The sequence below is a fragment of the Amycolatopsis sp. MtRt-6 genome (assembly GCF_017308975.1).
Taxonomy (GTDB): domain Bacteria; phylum Actinomycetota; class Actinomycetes; order Mycobacteriales; family Pseudonocardiaceae; genus Amycolatopsis.
Genome location: NZ_JADWPD010000013.1, coordinates 199,732 through 220,245, shown reverse-complemented (window position 1 = coordinate 220,245; position 20,514 = coordinate 199,732). Strand labels below are relative to the sequence as shown.

Here is a 20,514-nt window from a genome sequence, read left to right as displayed (position 1 = left end):
GGGATCACGGTTTTTCGTACAGCGCCAGGAACTTGTCCATGGCGGCGTCGACGGCTTCGCGGTCGCCGGTCGTGACGAGGTCGAGCAGCAGCCCGCGGGCGACGGCGAGCCCGAGCCGGGCGTGGGCCGGCCGGTCGGCCTCGGGGACGCCGAGGTCGGCCAGCAGCGCTTCGACCGGGCCGAGCCAGTCGTCGATCACGCCGTCGAGGAACTCCGCCGTGCCCGGGGTGCCGCCCAGGGCCTGGCCGTAGAGCTGGAAGAACAGCTTTTCGTTGGCGCGCAGGCTTTCGTCGGTGAGCCGGCGCCAGAACTCCGCCGGGTCCAGGCCGGCGAGCGCGGCGCGCTGCCGGGCTTCGACCTCCCGCGCCACCGCGGTGAGCAGGCCTTCCTTCGAGCCGAAGTGGTAGATCAGCATGCGGTGGCTGGTGCCGAGGTCCGCGGCCAGCGCCCGCAGGCTCCGGTCCGCCCCGCCGTGGTGGGCGATGTGGTCGATCGCCGCGTCGAGCAGCTTGGCGCGCGGGCTTGTGCCGATCATGTACCAGATGGTACACGTACCAAATGGTACAAAGGATTTCGGTGCACGCCCGGACGGCAGCTCCGGCCGACGCCGTGTATGCCTTGCTGCGGGACGGCGCGAGCTGGCCGCGGTGGTCGCCGCTGGGGTCGTTCGAGCTGGTCCGCGCGGGGGAGGGCGAGCCGGAAGGCCTGGGCGCGATCCGGCTGTTCACGACCGGCGGCGTCCGCTCGTACGAGAAGATCGTCGCGCTGGAGCCGGGCCGCCGGTTCGGGTACGCGCTGGAGCGTGGCCTGCCGCTGCGGGACTACGTCGCGTACGTCGACCTTTCGCCGCGCGACGGCGGCACCGACATCCACTGGCATGCGACGTTCGAGCCGAAGATCCCCGGCACGGGCTGGTTCTACCGGTGGTTCCTCGGCTCCTTCATCAAGCGCGTGGCCACGGGTTTGGCCCGCGCCACCGCCTGACCGGCGTGTTACTCTCCCCGGGAGAGTGAGGAGGCGTGCCGTGGGCCCCGATCCGTACGACCGCAACTGCCCGACCCGCCAGCTGCTCGACCGCATCGGCGACCAGTGGACGGTGCTGATCGTCGGCGCGCTCTCGGACGGCCCGCTGCGGTTCACCGAGATCGGCCGCCGCGTGGACGGCATTTCCCAGAAGGTGCTGACGCAGACGCTGCGCAGCCTGGTCCGCGACGGCATCCTCGCCCGCACGGCGTACCCGACGATCCCGCCGAAGGTCGAATACGAGCTGACCTCGTTGGGGCGCAACCTGTCCGAGCCGCTGGACATGCTGGACCGCTGGGCCCGGCAGCACATGTCCTCGGTCCAGCAGGCCCGGGACGCCTACGACGCGGAACACACGCCCGCCTCCGCGTAGGGCTGGTCCATCCGGGTGACCGGTCGGCGCGCCCTCGCGTCGCCCGGGACGCGGATCGGAACACTGTGCGGTTCGTCGAAGCCGTGAGTGGTGGTGCCGGTGCAGAGGTGGGGCTGGGTGGCGTTCGCGCTGCTCGCCGGGACGGCCGTCCTCGCGGTTCCGGCCGCGCTGAAGGCGGCGGGAGCCGGGAACTCGTGGTGGGCCGGTGCCGCCGCGGGGGCCGCGGTGCTCGTGACGCCGTTCGTCAAGGTGGCCGCCGACCGCGTGCGCAGCCGGGTTTCCCGCCGTGACGACGGCAAGCTGTCGGTCGTCGACGGCTGCCTGGTGACCGCTCGCGGGAGCTTCCCCAAGGTGCGGCAGGTCGCCGATCCGCGGCGGCTGGGCGTGCACCCCGCCGCCCAGCTCGATCCCGCCGGGCCGGAAGGCGCCGCGGGGACGATGCCGGCGTACGTCCCGCGCGACGTCGACGAGCGGGTGCGGGCGCGGATCGCCCGCGGGGGATTCGTGCTGCTCGTCGGTGACTCCACCGCCGGGAAGTCGCGCACCGCGTTCGAGGCGATCCTGGCGACCGTCCCGGACCACGTGCTGGTGGCCCCGAAGGACCGCGCCGCGGTGAAACCCGCGCTGGAGCGCGCGATGCGGGTGGGGAACTGTGTGGTCTGGCTGGACGACGTGGAGCACTACCTGGGACCGGCAGGTCTCACCCGCGAGATGCTGGGCCGCCTGCCGGCGGGTTCGCGGCACATCGTGGTCGTGGGCACGATCCGGGCGCTGGAGCGTGCCCGGTTCGCCGATTCCGGCGGCTTGGACGAGGCGACCCGGGAGATGTACCGCGCGGCGCGCGAGACGCTGGCCCTCGTCGACGACGAGGTCCGCGTTGAGCGGCTGCTGAGCGGCGCGGAGACCGAGCGCGCCGCCGACCGGGCGTGGGACCCGCGGATCGCCGACGCGATGGACCACAGCGGGGAGTACGGGCTGGCCGAATACCTCGCCGCCGGCCCCGAGCTGCTGCGCGCCTGGCACGACGGATGGGACGTCGGGGCGAACCCCCGGGGTGCTGCGCTCGTGACCGCCGCGGTCGACGTGCGCCGGGCCGGCCTCGAGCCGCCGCTTTCCGGCCGGTTGCTGGAAGACCTGGCCGACGACTACCTGCGCCGGCGCGGCGGTGACCGGCTGCGCCCCGAATCGACGGCGGCGGCCTGGGAATGGGCGTCGCGCGCCCGGCGGGCGACGACGTCACTGATGACGGGGTCCGCCAAGACCGGGTACGACGTGTTCGACTACCTGGTCGACGAGGCCCAGCGCGTCATCGGTCCCGAGGGGTACGTGACGGAGCCGACGCTGCGCGCGGCGCTCGACATCTCGGACGGCTCCGAGGCGATGGCCATCGGGGTCACGTGCACCAAGCAGGGGCATTACGCGCTGGCACTCGAGGCCTTCTCCCGGGCCACGCGACGGCTGACGAGCGAACTCGGGCCCGAGCACCCGGATGCCCTGACGAGCCGGGTCAGGCTGGCCAGTGCGTGCCACGAGATGGGGCGCTTCACGGAGGCCGAGCGGGAAACCCGCGCGGTACTGGAAATCCGCACGCGGTCGCTGGGGCCGGAACACCTGGATACGTTGGCCTGCCGCAACAATCTCGCCAGTGTACTCGGCGACCTGGGCAGATTGGCCGAGGCCGAGCACGAGCACCGGGCCGCGCTCGATGTGCTGCTGCGCCTGGTCGGCGCCGGGAGCTGGTACACGTTGACCGTCCGGGGCAACCTCGCCGTCGTCAGCGAACGACAGGGCCGGTGGGCGGAGGCCGAGCGCGAACACCGCGCCACGCTCGACGGAATGAAACTCCTGTTCGGCGCGGAAAGCCCGGAAACACTCACCTACCGCCACAATCTCGCGCGTGTGTTCTGCAGCTTGGGTCGCTGGGAAGAAGCGGAGCGGGAGCACCGCGCCGTCCTCGAAGCCCGCGTACGTACGCTGGGCGCGGAGCACCCCGAGACATTGACCAGCCGCAGCAACTTCGGGCTCACGCTGTGCCGGTTGAGACGGCTGGCGGAGGCCGAGCGCGAAGACCGCGTCACTCTCGACGCGCGTCGCAAGGTCCTCGGTCCCGAACATCCCGATACGTTGACCAGCCGCAACAACCTCGCGGCTGTGTTGAGCTACTTGGGCCGGTATGACGAGGCCGAACACGAACACCTGGCCGTTTTGGCGGCTCGCGTCCGGATTCTGGGCGCGGAGCACCCCGACACCCTGTACAGCCGCAACAACCGCGCCCTCGAGCTGTACCACCTGGAACGGCTGGAGGAGGCCGAGCAGGAAGGCAGGGCCACGCTCGAAGCGCGGACCCGGGTTCTGGGCGCCGAACACCCCGACACGCTGACGAGCCGGAGCAACCTGGCGGCCGTCCTGGGCAAGCAGCTCCGGCTGGAGGAGGCCGAGCGCGAACACCGCACGGTTCTCGAAGCGCGTACCCGGCTCCTCGGCGCCGAGCATCCGGATACCCGAGGCAGCCGCAGCCACCACGCGGTGACCCTCCACGGTCTCGGGCGGTGGGACGAGGCCGTGGACGGACACCGTGCCGAGCTCGAAGTGTCCTGCCGCGTCCTGGGGCCGGACCACCCGGACGCCCTGTTCCAGCGTGACCTGCTCGCCGCCGCCCTCCGCGACTCGGACCGGACGGGGGAGGCCGAGCGGGAGTACCGGACCCTGTTCGAGACCCGGACCCGCGTCCTCGGGCCGGACCACGCCGACACGCTGACCAGCCGCGCCAACCGGGCGATCGCGCTCAGCGAGCTGGGCCGGCCGGCGGAGGCCGAGCGGGAGCACCGAGCGGTTCTCGAACTCCGCGAGCGCACCCTCGGCCCGGCCGACCGCAGCACGTTGACCAGCCGCTACCACCTCGCCAAGGTGCTCGGCAAGCTGGGCCGGGTCGACGAGGCCGAGCGGGAACACCGTGCCGAACTGGAGACTTGTTCGCGAGTCCTGGGCCCGGATCATCGGGACACCCTGCTGAGCCGGGACGCGCTCATCGCCACCTTGCTGGAACTGGGCCGGCTCGCGGAGGCCGAACACGAGTTCCGCGCCGTGATCGAGACTCGGGTGCGGGTGCTCGGTCCCACGACCCGCGACACCGTGGTCTGCCGGCTCAACCGGGCCGCTTTGCTGCTCAAGCTGGACCGGCGGGACGAAGCCGAGCGGGAACACCGGCTCGTGATGGCGATCTTCATGCGGATCCTCGGCCCGGACCTCCGCACCGTGTTGCACAGTCCGGACGCTCAGGCGATCCGCCTGGGCCGGCTGCCCTCTTCGCCGCGTAGCACTTGACAGCTCCTGGACAGTTCCTCCCGACGGGGGTACGCCCCGTCGCGGCCGCGGGGACACTGTCGCGGTGCTCAACGAGACCGTGCCCGCACCGGGCTGGGAGGTCGCCGGGATCGCCGCGTTGTTCGCCTTCGCGGTGTCGCTGACCTCGGTCGTCACGCTGCCCAGTGGCCGGCCGAGCCTGCTGCGCACCGCCAACGTCCTGGGCACCCTGTTCCACGAAGGCGGTCACGCGCTGGTGAGCCTGCTGACCGGTGGTGACGTCTCCCGCGTCGCCATCACCAGCCCGGGCGGTGGCTTCACCCAGCAGAAGCACGGCTCGGCACTCGCCGCCGTGCTGGCCACCGCCGCCGGGTACGCGACGCCGCCGCTCGCCGGGCTGGGGGTGGCCGTGCTGCTGCACCGCGGCCACGTGCCCGCCGTCCTCGTCCTGACCCTCGCCGCGCTGGCGTTCCTGCTGTTGTTCGCCCGGGACCTGCTCACCGTCGCCGTGATCGTCGTCGTGGGGGCGGTCGTGTACGCCGCCTTGCGCTACGCCCCGGGCTGGCTGCGCACCGGCATCGCGTACGCCGAAGCCTGGCTGTTGCTGACCAGCGAGATCGACGGGGTGCGGATCCTCGTCGTCAACCGCGTGCGCGCCGGGTTCCGCGACCGGACGGACGATGCCGCCGCGCTGGCCAGGCGCACGGCCCTGCCGTCGCCGGTGTGGATCGGCGGGTGGTTCGTGTTCAACGGCTGGGCGGTGTGGCAGGCCTTTCCGCTGCTGTGGCCTTAACGGGCCACCAACCCGGCTTCGTGGGCCAGCAGCCCGGCCTGCGTCCGGTTCGCGCAGTCCAGCTTCACGAGCATCCGCGAGACGTAGCTCTTCACCGTCGCCTCCGCGAGGTGCAGCCGCGCGCCGATGTCCGCATTGGACAGTCCTTCGCCCAGGCAGGCCAAGACGTCGCGCTCGCGCTCGGTGAGACCCGCGGTGCGCCGGCGCGCGTCCTCGCCGCGTTCGCGGCCGTCCGCGGACAGCGCCACCAGGCGGCGCGCGGCCGACGGCGAAAGCACCGTGTGCCCGTCCGCCGCCACGCGGACCAGGCCGATCAGGTCCTCCGGCGGCGTCGACTTCACCAGGAAGCCCGCCGCGCCCGCGCGCAGCGCCCGGATCACGTACGTGTCCGCGTCGAACGTCGTCAGGGCCACCACCGCCGGCGGGTCCGGCAACGCCGTGATGCGCGCGATCGCCGTCAGCCCGTCCACGCCCGGCATCCGCAGGTCCATCAGCACCACGCGGGGCCGGTGCCGGATCACGGCCTCGACGGCTTCGGCGCCGTCGGCGGCCTGGGCGACCACCTCGATGTCGGCCGCCGAGCCGAGGATCGTGCGCAGGTGCGCGCACACCATCGGCTCGTCATCGACCACGAGCACCGGGATCACTGCGCGCGCCTTCCGCCGTCGGGACGTAGGCGGGCAGTATCGCACCGACCCGGAACCCGCCGCCGGGTTCCGGGCCCGCGGCGAACCGCCCGCCGACCAGTTCGACGCGCTGCCGCAGCCCCGCCAGCCCGGCACCGGAACCGCTGCCCGCCAGCGCCGGGTCCGGTGGCCGCGCGGCCGCCGTGCTCGCCACCGAGACGTCCAGGCCACCCGGGTGGTAGCGCAGGCCGACCGTCGCCGACGCGCCCGGCGCGTGCTTGCGCACGTTCGTCAGCGCTTCCTGCACGAGCCGGTACGCGGTGCGCGCGACGGTCGGCGACACCTGCGCCGGGTCGCCGTCCACGACGAGCTCCGTCGCCACCCCGACCGACCGGGACTCCTCGACCAGCCGCGCCGGATCGCCGGGCTCGGCCGGGCTGAGCGTCCGCGGCCCGGCCTCGGCACCGTTGCGCAGGACACCGACCAGGTCGCGCAGCTCGTCCAGCGCCAGCGCGCCTTCACGGCGGATGTCCTCGGCCGCCGTCCGCACGGCGGGGTCGGCCGACGTCACGCCGAGCGCGCCGGCGTGCAGCACCATCAGGCTGAGGCGGTGCGTGACGACGTCGTGCATCTCGCCCGCGAGCCGCCGCCGTTCCGCGGCGAGGGCCTGCTCGGCGAGCAGGTGCTGTTCGCGCTCGGCGCGTTCCGCCCGGTCGCGCAGGGACTGCAGCAGCTGCTTGCGGGCCTCGACGTAGAGCGTGATCGCGACCGGCAGCGCGGTGCTGAGCAGCCCGAACGGCGTGGTCGCCCAGCTCGGCGTCCACGGCCGCATGGCCACGACCGCGAGGATTCCGGCCAGCCACAGCACGGTCCGCCGGTCGAGCACCCGCACCGCCTGGGCCAGCAGCACCGGGGTGATGGTCGGCACGGTCGTCAGCGCGATCGGCTGCACCGGCACGAGCAGCCCGGGCGCGAACAGGTCGGAGGCCAGCATCGCGAACGCCGCGGCCGTGACGAACCCGGTCACCAGCGCCGGGAACCGGAACAGGAGCACCAGCGAGAAGTCGCAGGCCACCTGCAGCACCAGCCCGGCCGCCGGGCCGAGCGCGCCGGTCGTCCGCTCGCCGAGGACCTGGTAGAGGACGTTGAGCCCGGCGAACACCGCCGCCGGCAGGAACAGCCAGAAGGCGTCGGCGCGGCTGGGCCACATCGGCCGCCGGGTGCTGGTCACGCCGTCACGGTAGCCGCCGGCGCGGGGCATCGCCCCGGACGCGCAACCAAAGTTGCGGGCCGCGCAACGTTCGTCGCCGCGATCGCCCTCGTCGTGCGGTTTCGCGTGGGCCGGGGCCGGCGGTGGACTGGGGACATGAACGAGCTGTCCTTGCCCGCCCGGGCGTACCTGCTGGCGTGCGACACCGGGCGCGACCGGCTGCCGCACCGCGAGCGCGTGGCGCTGCTGGTCCGCGCGGCGGCGCTGACGGACCTGGTGCTGCGCGGCCGGATCGCCGACGACGGCGGCCGTCCGGTGGTGACCGGCGCCGGCCGCACCGGCCATCTGGTGCTCGACGACCTGCTCGCCGAGCTCGCCGCGGACCCGCACCGGACCTGGCGCGCCCGGGTGCGCCGCGGGGCTCGCGGGACGCTGCAGTCCCTGGAGGCCCAGCTCGACGCGGCGGGGGTGATCACGCTGCGGACGTCCCGCGTGCTGGGGGTGTTCCCGCGCCGCAGGGCGGAGGTCCGCGACCCGGCGACGGCGGCCACGCTGCACGAGTCGGTGCGGGCGGCGGTGCGGAGCGACGCGCCGGTGTCCGCGGACGTCGCGGCCTTGACGTCGCTGGCCGCGGCGGTCGAGCTGGGCGCGGTGCTCCCGCGCGCCGCCCGCCGGCGTCACCGCGACCGGCTGGCCCGGCTGGCGGAGCAGTCGGGAGCCGCGGTCCCGGCCCTGCGCAAGGTGATCCGCGAACTCCAGGCCGCCCGCTCGGCGACGGTCGCCGCGACGTCGGGCGGCAGCGGCTGACGTCAGGGGGTGAAGAGGCGGTCGAGGTAGTAGTCCACTGTGGAGATCGCCTGGGCGGGAGTGCGGTGGCCCATCAGGATTTCCGAGCCCTGGGAGTCCGCGATCGCCCAGAGCAGGGACGCCTCGGTTTCGGGGTCGGCCGACGCCGGGACGTCGCCCGCCTGCTGGGCCTCGCGGACCTGGCCGGCGAAGAACCGCAGGAGCTCCGGCATGCCCTCGCCGAAGGCCTTCGCCATCGCCGGGTCCGCCACGGCGCGGATGAAGTACGCGACGCCGATCAGGAAGTCGGCTTCGCTGTCGGGGTCGCGCGGCAGCATTTCCACCAGGCAGGCGCGCAGGATCGACCGCGGCGTCGGCGGTCCCTCGGCCAGCACCTTCGCGGTGATCCGCTCGCTGCGGAGCTTGTGGCGGTGCTCGAGGGCGTAGCGCAGCATTTCGTCCTTGGTCCTGAAGTAGTGCTGCACCGACCCCATGGACATGCCGGCTTCGGCCGCGACCTGGCGCAGGCTGACGCCTTCCAGCCCGGCACGCGTGGTCAGCCGCTGCAGCGCCTCGGCGATCTGCACCCGGCGCTGCTCGTGGTCCACCTGCTTCGGCACGTCCGCTCCCGTTGTCATGCGATCGCATTGCGAAAACCGGGGGTCCGCCGTTACGATGCGGTCGCATTGTAAAACAACTTCGGGGGGTAACCGGTGGAGACCGGGAAACTACGGCTGCGGCCACCACGTCACGCACTCGACCGCCGCGCGATCGCCTGGTGGCGCGCGCAAGGAGCGCTGACGTTCGGGCCCGCGGTGCTCGTGCTCGCCGTCCTCGGCCTGCTGATCCCACCGGCGGCGGCCTGGCTGCTGGGGCCGGCCGTCGTGGTCGCCGTGCTGGGCGCGGTCTGGTGCGCGGTCCTGCCGCGGTGGTGGTTCGGCCTGCACCGCTGGGAGGTGACCGACACCGCGGTGTACGTGCGCTCGGGGTTCCTGTGGCAGGAGTGGCGGGTGGCGCCGTTGTCGCGAGTGCAGACGGTCGACACGCTGCGCGGCCCGCTCCAGCAGCGCTTCGGGCTCGCGACGGTCACGGTGACGACGGCGTCGGCCCGCGGCGCGGTCCGCCTCCGCGGCCTCGACGCCCAGGTCGCGGCGGATGTGGCCGAGCGGCTGACGGAGCGCACGGACGCCACGCCCGGGGACGCGACATGAGCGGCGAGCAGGGCCGCGGGACGCGCGCTGCCAGGCATGACACGAGCGGCGGAACCCGCTCTCCCGAACAAGAAATCGGCGAGCCGCGCCCCGGCTCCGGCGACACCCCCGCCGGCTGGCGTCGGCTGGACCGGCGTGCCCTCGGTGTCACCGCAGTCATCATGGCCGGTGTTGCCGTCTCCGCCGGTACCCCCGTCGCCATCGGCACGCGCTCCCTCTGGCTCCTGCCGGCCGCCGTGCTGCTCGTCGGCGCCGGCGTGCTCGCCGAATACCTCCGCTGGCGGTACACCCGGTTCCGCTGCACCGCCGAGCGCCTCGAAACCGAGTTCCGCTTCGCCGTCCACACGCGCAAATCCCTGCCCCGCGAACGCATCCGCACCGTCGACCTGACGGCCAACCCGCTGCACCGCGCGTTCGGCGTCGCGGCGCTGTCCGTCGGCACCGGGCAGCAGGAGCGGCTCACCCTCTCCCCGCTCGCCAGGGCCGACGCCGAGGCCCTGCGCGCCGAACTCCTGCACCGGCTGCCGGAGCCGTCCACTTCAGACGGTCCACTGGCGACACTCGACCCGCGCTGGATCCGGTACGCGCCCATCTCGTTCGTCGCGCCGACGCTCGGCCTGACCGCCTTCGGCGCGTTGTTCAAGGTCGCCGACTGGTTCGGTGCCGGCGGTGGGCTGCTGACGTGGCTGCTCGACCTCTTCGGCGACCTGCCGCTGACCACGAGCATCCTGCTCCTGCTGGCCGTGGCGATGGTCATCGGCGTCGCAGGCGCCCTCGGCGTGTTCGCCGAGATGTGGTGGCACTACCGGTTGGACCGCGAACCCGGCGGCACCCTGCGCGTCCGCCGCGGGCTGCTCACCACCCGGTCGATCACCCTCGAGGAACGGCGCCTGCGCGGTGTCGAACTGGTCGAGCCGCTCGGTGCGCGGCTCGCCGGGGCCGCCCGGGTCGACGCCATCGCCACCGGCATGCGGCAGGAGGACGACGACAAGACCGAGGCCAAGACCCTCCTGCCCGCGGCGCCGCGGGAAACAGCGCTCGACGTCGCGGCGCGGGTCCTGGGCGAACGCGTCGAGGCCGCCGGCCTCGTCCCGCACCCGCCGGCGGCCTGCGGACGGCGGCTGCGGTGGGCCCTGCTCACCGCGCTCGTGCCGCTGCTCGTCCTGGTCGTGCTCGGCCTGCTGCTCACCGACGTCCTGCTGGTCGTCGCCGGTGGCGTCGCCGTCGTCGCGCTCCCGGTGGCGGTTCTCCTCGCCCTGGACGCCTACCGCGGCCTCGGCCACGGCCGCCACGGCCGGTACCTGATCACCCGCGCGGGCACCGTCCGGCGCGGCACGGCCGTGCTGGCGCGGGACGGCGTCATCGGCTGGACCGTGAAGCAGTCGGTGTTCCAGCGCCGGCGCGGCCTCGCCACGTTCACCGCGACCACGGCGGCGGGCGCCGGCGCCTACGCGATCCTCGACGCCGACACCGGCGAAGGCCTGGAGTTCGCGGCGGCCGCCGTGCCGGGGGTGCTGACGCCGTTCCTCGAGACTTCGGCACCCGCCGAAGCGTCGCGGACCTAGATTGCCGGGCATGGACGAATTCCGTGCCCTGCACGTCCCCGGATCCCCGCTGCTGCTCCCCAACGCGTGGGAGTTCGGTGTCGGCGCCTTCCTCGCCGCGCAGGGCTTCCGCGCGCTGGGCACGACCAGCCTGGGCGTCTCCGCGGCCGCGGGCGAACCGGACGGCGCCCCGTCGACGCGCGACGCGACCGTCGCCCTCGCCACCCGCCTGGCGCGGCTGGACGCGCTCGTCAGCGTCGACATCGCCGACGGCTTCGGCGCCGGCCCGGCCGCGGTCGCCGACCTCGCGGCCGAGCTGGCCGGCGCCGGCGCCGTCGGCGTGAACCTCGAAGACGGCCGGGCCGACGGCTCGCTCGCCCCGGTCGACGTCCAATGTGCCCTGGTCACCGCGGTCAAGGACCGGGTGCCCGGCCTGTTCGTCAACGCCCGGACGGACACGCACTGGGTGGGCGGCCGCTCGCTCGCCGAGGCCGAGCGGCGGGTGCGGGCGTACGCGGCGGCGGGCGCGGACGGCGTCTTCGTGCCCGGCCTCGCCGAGCCCGGGGACGTCGAGCGGATCGTCGCCGCCGGCGTGCCGCTCAACCTGCTGTTCCTGCCTGGGAAGGTCACCGTGGCCGGCCTGGCGGACCTCGGCGTCGCGCGGATCAGCCTGGGCTCACTGCCGTACCGGATGGCGCTCGCCGCCGCGGCCGCGGCCGCAGCGGCTGTGCGGGACGGCCGTGAGCTGCCGCTGACGCCGCCGTCCTATGCCGACGTCACGGCCCTGCTGCCGTGAACCGGCCGAAATCGGGTGAACCGGCCCGGCCGGATCTGCTTGCCTGGGACCATGCGCGCCTTCGGAACCGACTTCGCCGCCCCACCCGGATACCTGAACACCCCCAGCGTGGGCATCCCGCCCGCGCCGGTCGCCGCGGCGGTGGCCGAATCGGTGGAACGGTGGCGGACCGGGGCGACCCGGCCGGGGGAGTTCGACGAGTACGTGACGCGCGCGCGGGCCGGATTCGCCCGGCTGCTCGGCGTCGAGCCCGGGCGCGTCGCGAGCGGCGCGTCGGTCTCGCAGCTCATCGCCAACGTCGCCGCGGCGCTGCCCGCCGGCACCCGCGTGCTCGCCGCCGAAGGCGACTTCACCAGCGTGACCTTCCCCTTCGCGGCGAACCCCGGCGTCACGGTGACCGAGGTGCCCCTGGACGTGCTGCCGTCGCGGGTCGAGGGCCACGACGTCGTCGCGGTGAGCGTCGTCCAGTCCGCCGACGGCCGGATCGCCGACCTCGCCGCGCTGCGGGCCGCGGCCGAGGCCGCCGGGGCGGCGGTGCTGCTCGACGCGACCCAGGCGGTCGGCTGGCTGCCGTTGGACGTCGCCTGGGCGGACTGGGTCGTCGGCGCGGGCTACAAGTGGCTCTGCTCGCCGCGCGGCACCGCGTGGCTCGCGGTGCGGCCGGACGCGCAGGAGCGCACGCGCGCGGTCGCGGCGAACTGGTACGCGGGGGACGACCCGTGGGCCGCGGTCTACGGCCTCCCGCTGCGCCTGGCCGGCGACGCCCGCGCGTTCGACCTCTCGCCCGTGTGGCTGGCCCAGGTCGGTTCGGCGGTGGCCCTGGAGTACTTCGGCGGGCTCGACCTCGCCCAGGTCCAGGCGCACAACACGGGCTTGGCCGACACGCTCCTGGAGAAGCTCGGCCTGCCGCCGCGCGGCACCGCGATCGTGTCGCTCGACGCGGACCCGGAGCGGGTGGCGGCGGCGGGCATCGTGTCGAGCGTCCGCGGCGGCCGGGTGCGGGTGGGCTTCCACCTCTACAACACCCTTGACGACGTCGAACGCGTCTTACCCGCATTCGAGTGAACCGCGGCCGGCGGGTGAACTACCGTATGTCCCCGTGGTTGGTGCGCATTTCACCCCAGGCCCGTCCGACACGGCCCCGCTGGGCGCGGTACCCCCGCAGCCCCGCCCACCCGTGCCGGGCCCACCGGCCCGCGACACCCGGTCCCTGCTGCTCAGGGGCGCCGGGCTGGTCGCGATCGCCGTCGTCTCCGGGCTGCTGTGGTTCCTGATCCGGCACGACTCGGCGCCGGACGAGCCGGTCGCGCAGCCGCCGGTCCAGAACACCGGGCAGTTCCAGTACACGCTGGTCTCCGGGCCGGCGAAGACGGCGGACTGCGTCGAGAAGTCCTACGGCAAGACGAAGGACTTCTTCGAGGGCACCCCGTGCCAGTCGCTGGTCCGCGCGCTGTACACGACCGAGTCGGGTGGCGCGAAGGCGCTGGTGTCCGTGGCGGTGGTGGGCATGCCGGACTCGGCGAAGGCGAAGGCGCTCAAGACGCTGACCGAGCAGGACGGCACCGGCAACGTCACGGACCTGGTGAAGGACAAGACCTTCGCGGGCACGGGCACCCCGAGCGTGAGCGGCAAGGACTCGGCGTACTCGTCGAAGGTCGACGGCGCGAACACGACGATCGTGCTGGCCGACTTCTACGCCAAGCACAAGGACGAGGCCCTGATCGAGCGCATCGCCGACGACGCCCTCCGCCTGTCGGCCGACCTGCACAGCTGACCCGCCCCCAAGCGCCCCAAGGTGGCCTTCGGTGCGTTCAACGCACCGAAGGCCACATTGGGTGCGTTGAACGCAACCAAGGCCACATTGGGGCGCCTGAGCGGGGTCAGCTCGACTGGCCGGGCATCGCGATCGCCACCGGCTTCTCGCCCGCCTCGGCGCGCCAGGGCGTGCCCCGCCGGGAAGCCGCGACCAGCGCGTGCAGGGCCGTGGTGCGCAGGCCGGCGTCGTCGGTGTGGTCGATCACCGCGAGCCACGCCGACGCGCAGTCCGCCTCGGCCGTCGCCACCACCTGGGACGCCGACTTCGCGTCCGTCACCGGGTTCTTCGGCACGTACGCCGCCTCCGGTGGCACCGGTGTCGCCCCGGCCGCCGAGAGCGCCGTCTGGAGGAAGTCGCGACGCAGGGCGTGCTCCGCCGCGCCGGCCTTCTCCGCGTCGCCGAAGTCGCCCGGCAGGAACGCGCCGACCAGCCCGTACACCCACACCGCGGCGTGCTCGGCCGCCAGCGCCACCTGCAGCGGGTCCACCGCCTCCGAGGGCACCGCGCCGGCCGGCGTCGCGCCCACCTTCGGGGCGTCCTCGCCCGGGCCCAGCGCCGGGGCGATGCGCTGCAGCGACGCGCAGCCCGCCGCCACCGCCGCGACCAGCCCGGCGCGGTAGCGCGGCAGCCCGCCGACGAGGTCTTCGGCCTGCTTGCGCGCGGCGGCCAGGCGCTCCTTCATGGCACCCAGGTCCGCGGGAGCCGGCGGGTTCGGCGACGGCGTGGGCGTGGGCCGGTTCAGCCGGTCCACTTCGGACTTGAGGGCGGCCGCGTGTGCCGCGCGCGCGTCGGCGAGCTGGCCGGCGGCGTCGGCGTCCGCGCCCTTGGCCAGCGCCCGCGCGGCGTCGGCGTCGGCCTGGGCGGCGGCCAGCAGCGGCTGGAGCGGGTCGGGGCTTTCGTCGTAGCCGGGCCCGCAGGCGGCGAGGGGAACGGCCAGTGCGGCCAGCGCCCCCGCGCGGAGGGCGGTACGGCGGGTCAGCTCGGTCGGTCTTCCGGTCACGCCGCCCCATCCTGCCAGGCGCCCGGGCGGCGCCGCCGCTCGCGCGGGGTGAGCGGGCGACCGGATAAGCTGGTCCACCACCGACCCGCACGACCCCGGTCCGAACCAAGGAGAACCCCACGTGCCAGGAGAACTCGCCAGCCGGCTTCAGCCGATAGTGGCCGAAGCCGTCACCGCCGCGGGTTTCGACCTCGACTCGTTCGAGGTGCAGCAGGCCGGCCGGCGGCAGCTGGTCAAGGTCGTCGTCGACGCCGACGACGGTGTCGGGCTGGACGAGGTCGCCGAGGTCAGCCGCAAGGTTTCGGCGGCGCTCGACGAGAACGACCACGTGCTGGCGAGCGCCTACACGCTGGAGGTCACCTCGCCGGGGCTCGACCGCCCGCTCACCCAGCAGCGCCACTGGCGGCGCGCGCGGTTCCGGTTGGTCAAGGTCACCCCGGCCGACGGCGAGGCCTTCATCGGCCGGGTCGGCCACGCGGGCGAGCACGCCGCCCGCGTCCTCGAAGGCGGCAAGATCCGCGACGTCCGCTACGCCGACGTGGCGAAGGCGGTCGTGGAGATCGAGTTCAAGCAGCCGCCCGCCGAGGACCTGAAACTGCTCGAAGACGACGCGTCCGGCTTGATCACGGCCGAGACGGAGAAGGGGTCGAAGTGAACGTCGACATCGCCGCGCTGCGGGCGATCGAACGGGACAAGGACATCCCCTTCGAAACGGTGATCGAGGCCATCGAAACGGCCTTGCTCACCGCGTACAAGCACACCGAGGGCCACCAGCCGCACGCCCGCATCGACATCGACCGCAAGACGGGCCTGGTGCGCGTGCTCGCGCACACGCTGACCCACGACGGCCAGGTCGACGAGGAGTGGGACGACACCCCCGAGGGGTTCGGCCGGATCGCCGCCACCACCGCGCGCCAGGTCATCCTGCAGCGGCTGCGCGACGCCGAGCACGAGAAGACCTTCGGCGAGTTCTCCACCAAGGAGGGCGAGATCGTCGCCGGCGTCATCCAGCGCGACGCCCGCGCGAACGCCCGCGGCATGGTCGTGGTCCAGGTGGGTGACACCGAGGGCGTGCTGCCGTCCGGCGAGCAGGTCGCCGGCGAGTCCTACGAGCACGGCAGCCGGATCAAGGCGTACGTGGTCACGGTGTCGCGCAGCAACCGCGGCCCGCAGATCACGCTCTCGCGCTCGCACCCGAACCTGGTGCGCAAGCTGTTCGCGCTGGAGGTGCCGGAGATCGCCGACGGGACGGTCGAGATCGCCGCCGTCGCGCGCGAGCCGGGGCACCGCACGAAGATCGCGGTCAAGTCCACTGTGCCGGGCGTCAACGCCAAGGGCGCCTGCATCGGCCCGGTCGGCGCGCGCGTGCGCAACGTGATGAGCGAGCTGGCCGGCGAGAAGATCGACATCATCGACTACTCCGAGGATCCCGCTCGCTTCGTCGGGAATGCGCTGTCGCCCGCGAAGGTTGTTTCGGTACGAGTCGTGGACGAACGGGCGAAGACCGCCCGCGTCGTGGTGCCGGACTTCCAGCTGTCGCTGGCGATCGGCAAGGAGGGCCAGAACGCCCGCCTCGCCGCCCGCCTGACCGGCTGGCGGATCGACATCCGCAGCGACGCCGCACCGGCGGACGACGAGGGTGATCAAGACCACGCCCGTCCGCCGCGGCCCGCCGCGACAACCGGTTCGGCTGAGTGAAGGTCGAAGCGCTAGACTCAGGAGTGGTTCGAAGCCCGCGGCGGGTAGCCGAGCACCAGCCCCACCGGAATTCCCCGGTGCGGACTTGTGTCGGCTGCAAGCGGCGGGCATTGATCGGTGAGCTGCTGCGCGTGGTCGCGGTGGCCGGGCGGGTGGTCGTCGACGAACGTCGGCGGCTGCCGGGCCGGGGGGCTTGGCTGCACCCCGACCCGGACTGCCTGGCCAAGGCCGAACGGCGGCGAGCCTTCCCGAGGGCCCTGCGGGCTCCCGGGGCGGCCGACGCCCGCGAGGTCCGTGAGCACGTCGAGCGCACCACCACGCACCACGAACCCGGGATGTCCCCGGGGTCGCGAGGAAGCAAGGAAGCAGGTCGACCCGTCATGAGTCAGCCGTGAAGCTGAAGCCATGAGCGTCAGACAATAAGGACGAGGTCAGCGGGTTTTCCGCCTGGCCTCCCCTAGATGAGGAGAGTTGTGCCAGGCAAGGCCCGCGTACACGAGCTCGCGAAGGAGCTCGGCATCACCAGCAAGGACGTGCTCGCGAAGTTGAAGGAACAGGGCGAGTTCGTCAAGTCCGCGTCGTCCACGGTCGAGGCGCCCGTCGCCCGCCGTCTCCGCGACGCGTACGCCCCCAAGGGCGCCAAGAAGCCCACCCCCACTCCCGGTCCGTCGGCGCGCCCCGGCCCGCCGGCCGCCAAGCCCGGGCCCGCCGCCCCGAAGCCCCCCGCGCCTGCCCAGCAGGCTCCGGCGGCCCAGGCGGCACCCGCTCCGGCTCCGGCCGCACCCCAGCAGCAGGCGCCCGCGGCGGCGAAGCCGGCCACCCCGGGGCAGCGCCCCGGTCCGCGGCCCGGCCCGCGTCCGGCCACGCCCGCACCCCAGCAGCAGGTCCCGGCCGCCAAAGCCGAGACCCCGGCCGCGCCCAAGCAGGACACCCCGGCCACGCCCCCCGCGGGCGGCACCGGTTCGGTCGTCCCGCCGAAGCCGCAGGGCCCCAAGCCCGGCGGTCCCAAGCCCGGCCCGCGCACCCCGCGCGTCGGCAACAACCCGTTCGGCGTCGGTTCCGGCGCCCCGGCCCCGCGTCCGCAGGCTCCGCGCCCCGGTGGCGGCCAGGGCGGCGACAACCGGCCCCCGCGTCCCGGCGGTGGCGCCGGCGGTGACCGTCCGGCCCCGCGGCCGGGTGGTGGCGCCGGTGGCAACCGGCCGAGCCCGGGCAACATGCCCCCGCGGCCGAACCCCGGCATGATGCCGGGCCGCACGCAGCGTCCCGCCGGTCCCGGTGGCGGCGCCCGCGGTGGCCCCGGTGGCGGCGCGCGTGGCGGCCCCGGTGGCGGCGGTCGTCCCGGTGGCGGCGGCGGTTTCCGCGGCGGTCCCGGTGGCGGTGGCGGCGGCGGTGGCTTCCGCGGCGGCCCCGGTGGCGGTGGCGGTGGCGGCGGCTTCCGCCCGGGTGGCGGCGGTCCCGGTGGGGGCGGCGGTGCCCCGGCCGGTGGCGGTGGCTTCCGCGGTGGCGGCGGCGGTCGTGGCGGCCCCGGTGGCCGTGGCGGTACCGCGGGTGCCTTCGGGCGTCCCGGTGGTCCCTCGCGCAAGGGCCGCAAGTCGAAGCGGCAGAAGCGCCAGGAGTACATGGACAACATGCAGGCGCCCAGCGTCGGCGGCGTCCGCCTGCCCAAGGGCAGTGGCGAGACGATCCGGCTGCCGCGCGGTGCCTCGCTGACCGACTTCGCCGAGAAGATCGACGCCAACCCGGCTTCGCTGGTGCAGGTGCTCTTCCACCTCGGCGAGATGGTCACCGCGACGCAGTCCGTGTCGGACGACATCCTCGAGCTGCTCGGCGGCGAAATGAACTACAACGTTCAGGTCGTCAGCCCCGAGGAGGAGGACCGCGAGCTCCTGGAGACCTTCGACATCACGTATGGCGAAGACTCCGGCGAGGAAGCGGACCTGCAGGTCCGGCCCCCGGTCGTCACCATCATGGGTCACGTCGACCACGGTAAGACCCGCCTGCTCGACACGATCCGGAAGACGAAGGTCCGCGAGAGCGAGGCCGGCGGCATCACGCAGCACATCGGTGCGTACCAGATCGAGACCGAGCTCGAGGGTCACCCGCGCCTGATCACCTTCATCGACACCCCGGGTCACGAGGCGTTCACCGCCATGCGTGCCCGTGGCGCGAACTCGACCGACATCGCGGTGATCGTGGTGGCGGCCGACGACGGTGTGATGCCGCAGACGGTCGAGGCGATCAACCACGCGCAGGCCGCCAAGGCCCCGATCGTGGTCGCGATCAACAAGATCGACAAGGAAGGCGCGAACCCGGACAAGATCCGGCAGCAGCTCACCGAGTACGGCCTGGTCGCCGAGGAGTACGGCGGCGACACGATGTTCGTCGAGATCTCCGCGCGGCAGAACATCAACATCGACGGCCTGCTCGAGGCGATCCTGCTGACCGCGGACGCCGCTCTGGACCTCCGGGCCAACCCGGACATGGAGGCCCAGGGTGTCGCGATCGAGGCGCACCTCGACCGCGGCCGCGGCCCGGTGGCCACCGTCCTGGTCCAGCGCGGCACGCTGCGCGTCGGTGACTCGGTCGTGGCGGGTGACGCCTACGGCCGCGTCCGCCGGATGGTCGACGAGCACAACGTCGACGTCACCGAGGCGCTGCCCTCGCGTCCGGTCCAGGTCATCGGCTTCACGTCGGTGCCCGGCGCGGGCGACACCTTCCTGGTGGTCGACGAGGACCGCGTCGCCCGGCAGATCGCCGAGCGCCGGTCGGCTCGCACGCGCAACGCGCTCAACGCGTCGCGCCGCAAGCGGGTCAGCCTCGAGGACCTCGACTCCGCCTTGAAGGAGACGAACAGCCTCAACCTGATCATCAAGGGTGACAACTCGGGTACGGTCGAGGCCCTCGAAGCCTCGCTGCTGCAACTGGACGTCGGCGACGAGGTCGAGCTGAACGTGGTCCACCGCGGTGTCGGTGGCGTGACCGAGTCGGACATCGACCTGGCGACCGCGTCCGACGCGATCGTCCTCGGGTTCAACGTCCGCGCCCAGGGCAAGGCGACCGAGCGGGCCACCCGCGAGGGCGTCGACGTCCGGTACTACACGGTCATCTACCAGGCGATCGACGAGATCGAGCAGGCCCTCAAGGGCATGCTCAAGCCGGAGTACGAAGAGGTCGAGCTGGGCCGCGCGGAGGTCCGCGAGGTCTTCAAGTCCTCCAAGATCGGCACGATCGCGGGTTGCCTGGTCATGTCCGGCGAGATCCGGCGCAATGCCCGGGCCCGTCTGCTCCGCGACGGCACCGTCGTGGCGGAGAACCTGCCGATCAGCTCGCTGCGGCGGTTCAAGGACGACGTGGTCGAGGTCCGCGAGGGCTACGAGTGCGGTCTGACGCTCGGTTCGTACGGCGACATCAAGGTCGACGACCAGATCGAGACGTACGAGCAGCGCGAGAAGCCGCGAGCGTAATGCGTGTGTCCCCGGGTGTGCGGCTTTCTGCCGCACACCCGGGGTTCCCATCCCTACGACACCACCAAAACTGCCTATGTTCGTCGGAGCTCTCGAGCTCGACATCCTGCTCGGCGACGTCCATTCGCTGAAGCAGAAGCGATCCGTGGTCCGTCCGGTGCTGGCCGAGGTGCGCAAGCGCTTCGCCGTGTCGGTGGCCGAAGCCGGGCACGCCGACCTGCACCGCCGGACCCTCATCGGGGTGGCCGTGGTCGCCGAAGGTGGCGAGCACGTCCGGGACGTGCTCGACTCGTGTGAGCGGTACGTGGCGAGCCGGCCGGAGTTCGAACTGCTCTCCGCGCGCCGCCGGCTGCTCGGCCCAGACGATTAGATCTTTTCCTAGGAGAACGACATGGCCGATCCTGCTCGAGCTCGCAAGCTCGCCAAGCGGATCTCGCAGATCGTCGCGTCGGCGATCGAACACGAGGTCAAGGACCCCCGGCTGAACTACGTGACCATCACGGACACGAAGGTCACCGGCGACCTGCACGACGCCACGGTGTACTACACGGTCCTCGGCGAGAAGCTGGACTCCGTCCCGGACTTCGCCGGTGCGGCGGCCGCGCTCGAATCGGCGCGCGGCGTCCTGCGCACGAAGGTCGGGCAGGGCACCGGTGTCCGCTACACGCCGACGCTGACCTTCGTCGCGGACACGATTCCCGAGGAGTCGAAGCGGATCGAGGACCTGCTGGCCAAGGCCCGCGAGGCCGACGCCGAGGTGGCGCGCCGCGCGACCGGCGCCCAGCACGCGGGCGACGCCGATCCGTACAAGGCCCCGCGCGAAGCCGACGCCGAAGACGACGAATTCGCGGAGGAGGAGAGCCGGGGCTGA

General features: G+C 73.4%; 21 protein-coding genes. 16 read left to right on the top strand and 5 right to left on the bottom strand.

The genetic code is table 11. The annotated features are described in order from the left end of the window. Nucleotides 1-4 precede the first annotated feature (4 nt). A complete protein-coding gene (locus I4Q55_RS23220; RefSeq protein ID WP_206790479.1) occupies nt 5-535 on the bottom strand; it encodes a TetR/AcrR family transcriptional regulator in 531 nt (176 codons plus the stop codon). 23 nt (nt 536-558) lie between these two features. Between I4Q55_RS23220 and I4Q55_RS23215 the strand changes: the two genes are divergently transcribed. The 4 genes from I4Q55_RS23215 (at nt 559) to I4Q55_RS23200 (ending at nt 5,492) form a co-directional block, all read left to right on the top strand. Next, entirely contained in the window at nt 559-984 is a 426-nt protein-coding gene (locus I4Q55_RS23215; protein WP_206790478.1) for an SRPBCC family protein, read from the top strand. Nucleotides 985-1,024: 40 nt separating this feature from the next. Beyond that, on the top strand, nt 1,025-1,396 hold the full coding sequence (locus I4Q55_RS23210; RefSeq protein WP_206790477.1) for a helix-turn-helix domain-containing protein: 372 nt from the start codon (nt 1,025-1,027) through the stop codon (nt 1,394-1,396). Nucleotides 1,397-1,495: 99 nt separating this feature from the next. Further along, nucleotides 1,496-4,720, top strand: coding sequence for a tetratricopeptide repeat protein (locus I4Q55_RS50610; protein ID WP_206790476.1), 3,225 nt, complete (start codon nt 1,496-1,498; stop codon nt 4,718-4,720). A gap of 64 nt (nt 4,721-4,784) precedes the next feature. Further along, on the top strand, nt 4,785-5,492 hold the full coding sequence (locus tag I4Q55_RS23200) for a M50 family metallopeptidase (RefSeq protein ID WP_206790475.1): 708 nt from the start codon (nt 4,785-4,787) through the stop codon (nt 5,490-5,492). Here the strand turns inward: I4Q55_RS23200 and I4Q55_RS23195 are convergent. Beyond that, nucleotides 5,489-6,139 (bottom strand): response regulator transcription factor, encoded by a 651-nt coding sequence (locus I4Q55_RS23195; RefSeq protein WP_206790474.1) that lies wholly within the window; start codon nt 6,137-6,139, stop codon nt 5,489-5,491. The two genes, I4Q55_RS23200 and I4Q55_RS23195, sit on opposite strands and share 4 nt — an antisense overlap. Beyond that, complete coding sequence (locus I4Q55_RS23190) at nt 6,114-7,349, bottom strand: sensor histidine kinase (protein WP_206790473.1); 1,236 nt, start codon at nt 7,347-7,349, stop codon at nt 6,114-6,116. The genes I4Q55_RS23195 and I4Q55_RS23190 overlap by 26 nt, the downstream gene beginning before the upstream one ends. A 135-nt stretch (nt 7,350-7,484) precedes the next feature. Between I4Q55_RS23190 and I4Q55_RS23185 the strand changes: the two genes are divergently transcribed. Beyond that, complete coding sequence (locus tag I4Q55_RS23185) at nt 7,485-8,135, top strand: GPP34 family phosphoprotein (protein WP_206790472.1); 651 nt, start codon at nt 7,485-7,487, stop codon at nt 8,133-8,135. A gap of 2 nt (nt 8,136-8,137) precedes the next feature. On the opposite strand, the gene I4Q55_RS23180 is transcribed toward I4Q55_RS23185, so the two are convergent. After that, nucleotides 8,138-8,734, bottom strand: coding sequence for a TetR/AcrR family transcriptional regulator (locus I4Q55_RS23180; protein WP_307793285.1), 597 nt, complete (start codon nt 8,732-8,734; stop codon nt 8,138-8,140). A 93-nt stretch (nt 8,735-8,827) separates the two neighbouring features. Here I4Q55_RS23180 and I4Q55_RS23175 point away from each other — a divergent pair, with 93 nt between their 5' ends. The 5 genes from I4Q55_RS23175 to I4Q55_RS23155 all read left to right on the top strand — a co-directional run bounded on the left by I4Q55_RS23175 (nt 8,828) and on the right by I4Q55_RS23155 (nt 13,439). Beyond that, nucleotides 8,828-9,325 (top strand): PH domain-containing protein, encoded by a 498-nt coding sequence (locus tag I4Q55_RS23175; RefSeq protein ID WP_206790468.1) that lies wholly within the window; start codon nt 8,828-8,830, stop codon nt 9,323-9,325. Nucleotides 9,326-9,486: 161 nt separating this feature from the next. Beyond that, a complete protein-coding gene (locus I4Q55_RS23170) occupies nt 9,487-10,890 on the top strand; it encodes a PH domain-containing protein (RefSeq protein ID WP_242546525.1) in 1,404 nt (467 codons plus the stop codon). Between the two features lie 10 nt (nt 10,891-10,900). Beyond that, on the top strand, nt 10,901-11,665 hold the full coding sequence (locus I4Q55_RS23165) for an isocitrate lyase/phosphoenolpyruvate mutase family protein (RefSeq protein WP_206790463.1): 765 nt from the start codon (nt 10,901-10,903) through the stop codon (nt 11,663-11,665). Between the two features lie 51 nt (nt 11,666-11,716). Beyond that, complete coding sequence (locus I4Q55_RS23160) at nt 11,717-12,730, top strand: aminotransferase class V-fold PLP-dependent enzyme (RefSeq protein WP_206790462.1); 1,014 nt, start codon at nt 11,717-11,719, stop codon at nt 12,728-12,730. Nucleotides 12,731-12,842: 112 nt separating this feature from the next. Further along, nucleotides 12,843-13,439 carry a hypothetical protein gene (locus I4Q55_RS23155; protein ID WP_206790540.1) on the top strand — a complete coding sequence of 199 codons (597 nt, stop codon included), beginning with the start codon at nt 12,843-12,845 and terminating at the stop codon, nt 13,437-13,439. Between the two features lie 106 nt (nt 13,440-13,545). On the opposite strand, the gene I4Q55_RS23150 is transcribed toward I4Q55_RS23155, so the two are convergent. After that, nucleotides 13,546-14,481, bottom strand: a complete 936-nt coding sequence (locus tag I4Q55_RS23150; protein ID WP_206790461.1) for a ferritin-like domain-containing protein — start codon at nt 14,479-14,481, stop codon at nt 13,546-13,548. 121 nt (nt 14,482-14,602) lie between these two features. Here I4Q55_RS23150 and rimP point away from each other — a divergent pair, with 121 nt between their 5' ends. The 6 genes from rimP to rbfA all read left to right on the top strand — a co-directional run bounded on the left by rimP (nt 14,603) and on the right by rbfA (nt 20,514). Then, nucleotides 14,603-15,136 (top strand): ribosome maturation factor RimP, encoded by a 534-nt coding sequence (gene rimP / locus I4Q55_RS23145; RefSeq protein ID WP_206790460.1) that lies wholly within the window; start codon nt 14,603-14,605, stop codon nt 15,134-15,136. Next, nucleotides 15,133-16,179: a transcription termination factor NusA gene (nusA, locus tag I4Q55_RS23140; protein WP_043785288.1), complete on the top strand. Its 1,047-nt coding sequence runs from the start codon at nt 15,133-15,135 to the stop codon at nt 16,177-16,179. The genes rimP and nusA overlap by 4 nt, the downstream gene beginning before the upstream one ends. A gap of 77 nt (nt 16,180-16,256) precedes the next feature. Next, entirely contained in the window at nt 16,257-16,574 is a 318-nt protein-coding gene (locus I4Q55_RS23135; RefSeq protein WP_206790459.1) for a YlxR family protein, read from the top strand. A 78-nt stretch (nt 16,575-16,652) separates the two neighbouring features. Further along, the gene (gene infB / locus I4Q55_RS23130) at nt 16,653-19,643 is read left to right on the top strand and encodes a translation initiation factor IF-2 (RefSeq protein WP_206790458.1); all 2,991 of its coding nucleotides are present in this window, start codon (nt 16,653-16,655) and stop codon (nt 19,641-19,643) included. A 76-nt stretch (nt 19,644-19,719) separates the two neighbouring features. After that, on the top strand, nt 19,720-20,013 hold the full coding sequence (locus I4Q55_RS23125; protein WP_091315631.1) for a DUF503 domain-containing protein: 294 nt from the start codon (nt 19,720-19,722) through the stop codon (nt 20,011-20,013). 21 nt (nt 20,014-20,034) lie between these two features. Next, nucleotides 20,035-20,514, top strand: a complete 480-nt coding sequence (gene rbfA / locus I4Q55_RS23120) for a 30S ribosome-binding factor RbfA (RefSeq protein ID WP_206790457.1) — start codon at nt 20,035-20,037, stop codon at nt 20,512-20,514.

Excerpts from the sequence above, each read along its gene's own strand:
- I4Q55_RS23220 (WP_206790479.1), bottom strand. The coding sequence starts at position 535 with ATGATCGGCACAAGCCCGCGCGCCAAGCTGCTCGACGCGGCGATCGAC.
- I4Q55_RS23185 (WP_206790472.1), top strand. The coding sequence starts at position 7,485 with ATGAACGAGCTGTCCTTGCCCGCCCGGGCGTACCTGCTGGCGTGCGAC.
- I4Q55_RS23170 (WP_242546525.1), top strand. The coding sequence starts at position 9,487 with ATGGCCGGTGTTGCCGTCTCCGCCGGTACCCCCGTCGCCATCGGCACG.
- rbfA (WP_206790457.1), top strand. The coding sequence starts at position 20,035 with ATGGCCGATCCTGCTCGAGCTCGCAAGCTCGCCAAGCGGATCTCGCAG.
- I4Q55_RS23125 (WP_091315631.1), top strand. The coding sequence starts at position 19,720 with ATGTTCGTCGGAGCTCTCGAGCTCGACATCCTGCTCGGCGACGTCCAT.
- I4Q55_RS23160 (WP_206790462.1), top strand. The coding sequence starts at position 11,717 with ATGCGCGCCTTCGGAACCGACTTCGCCGCCCCACCCGGATACCTGAAC.
- I4Q55_RS23165 (WP_206790463.1), top strand. The coding sequence starts at position 10,901 with ATGGACGAATTCCGTGCCCTGCACGTCCCCGGATCCCCGCTGCTGCTC.
- I4Q55_RS23215 (WP_206790478.1), top strand. The coding sequence starts at position 559 with ATGGTACAAAGGATTTCGGTGCACGCCCGGACGGCAGCTCCGGCCGAC.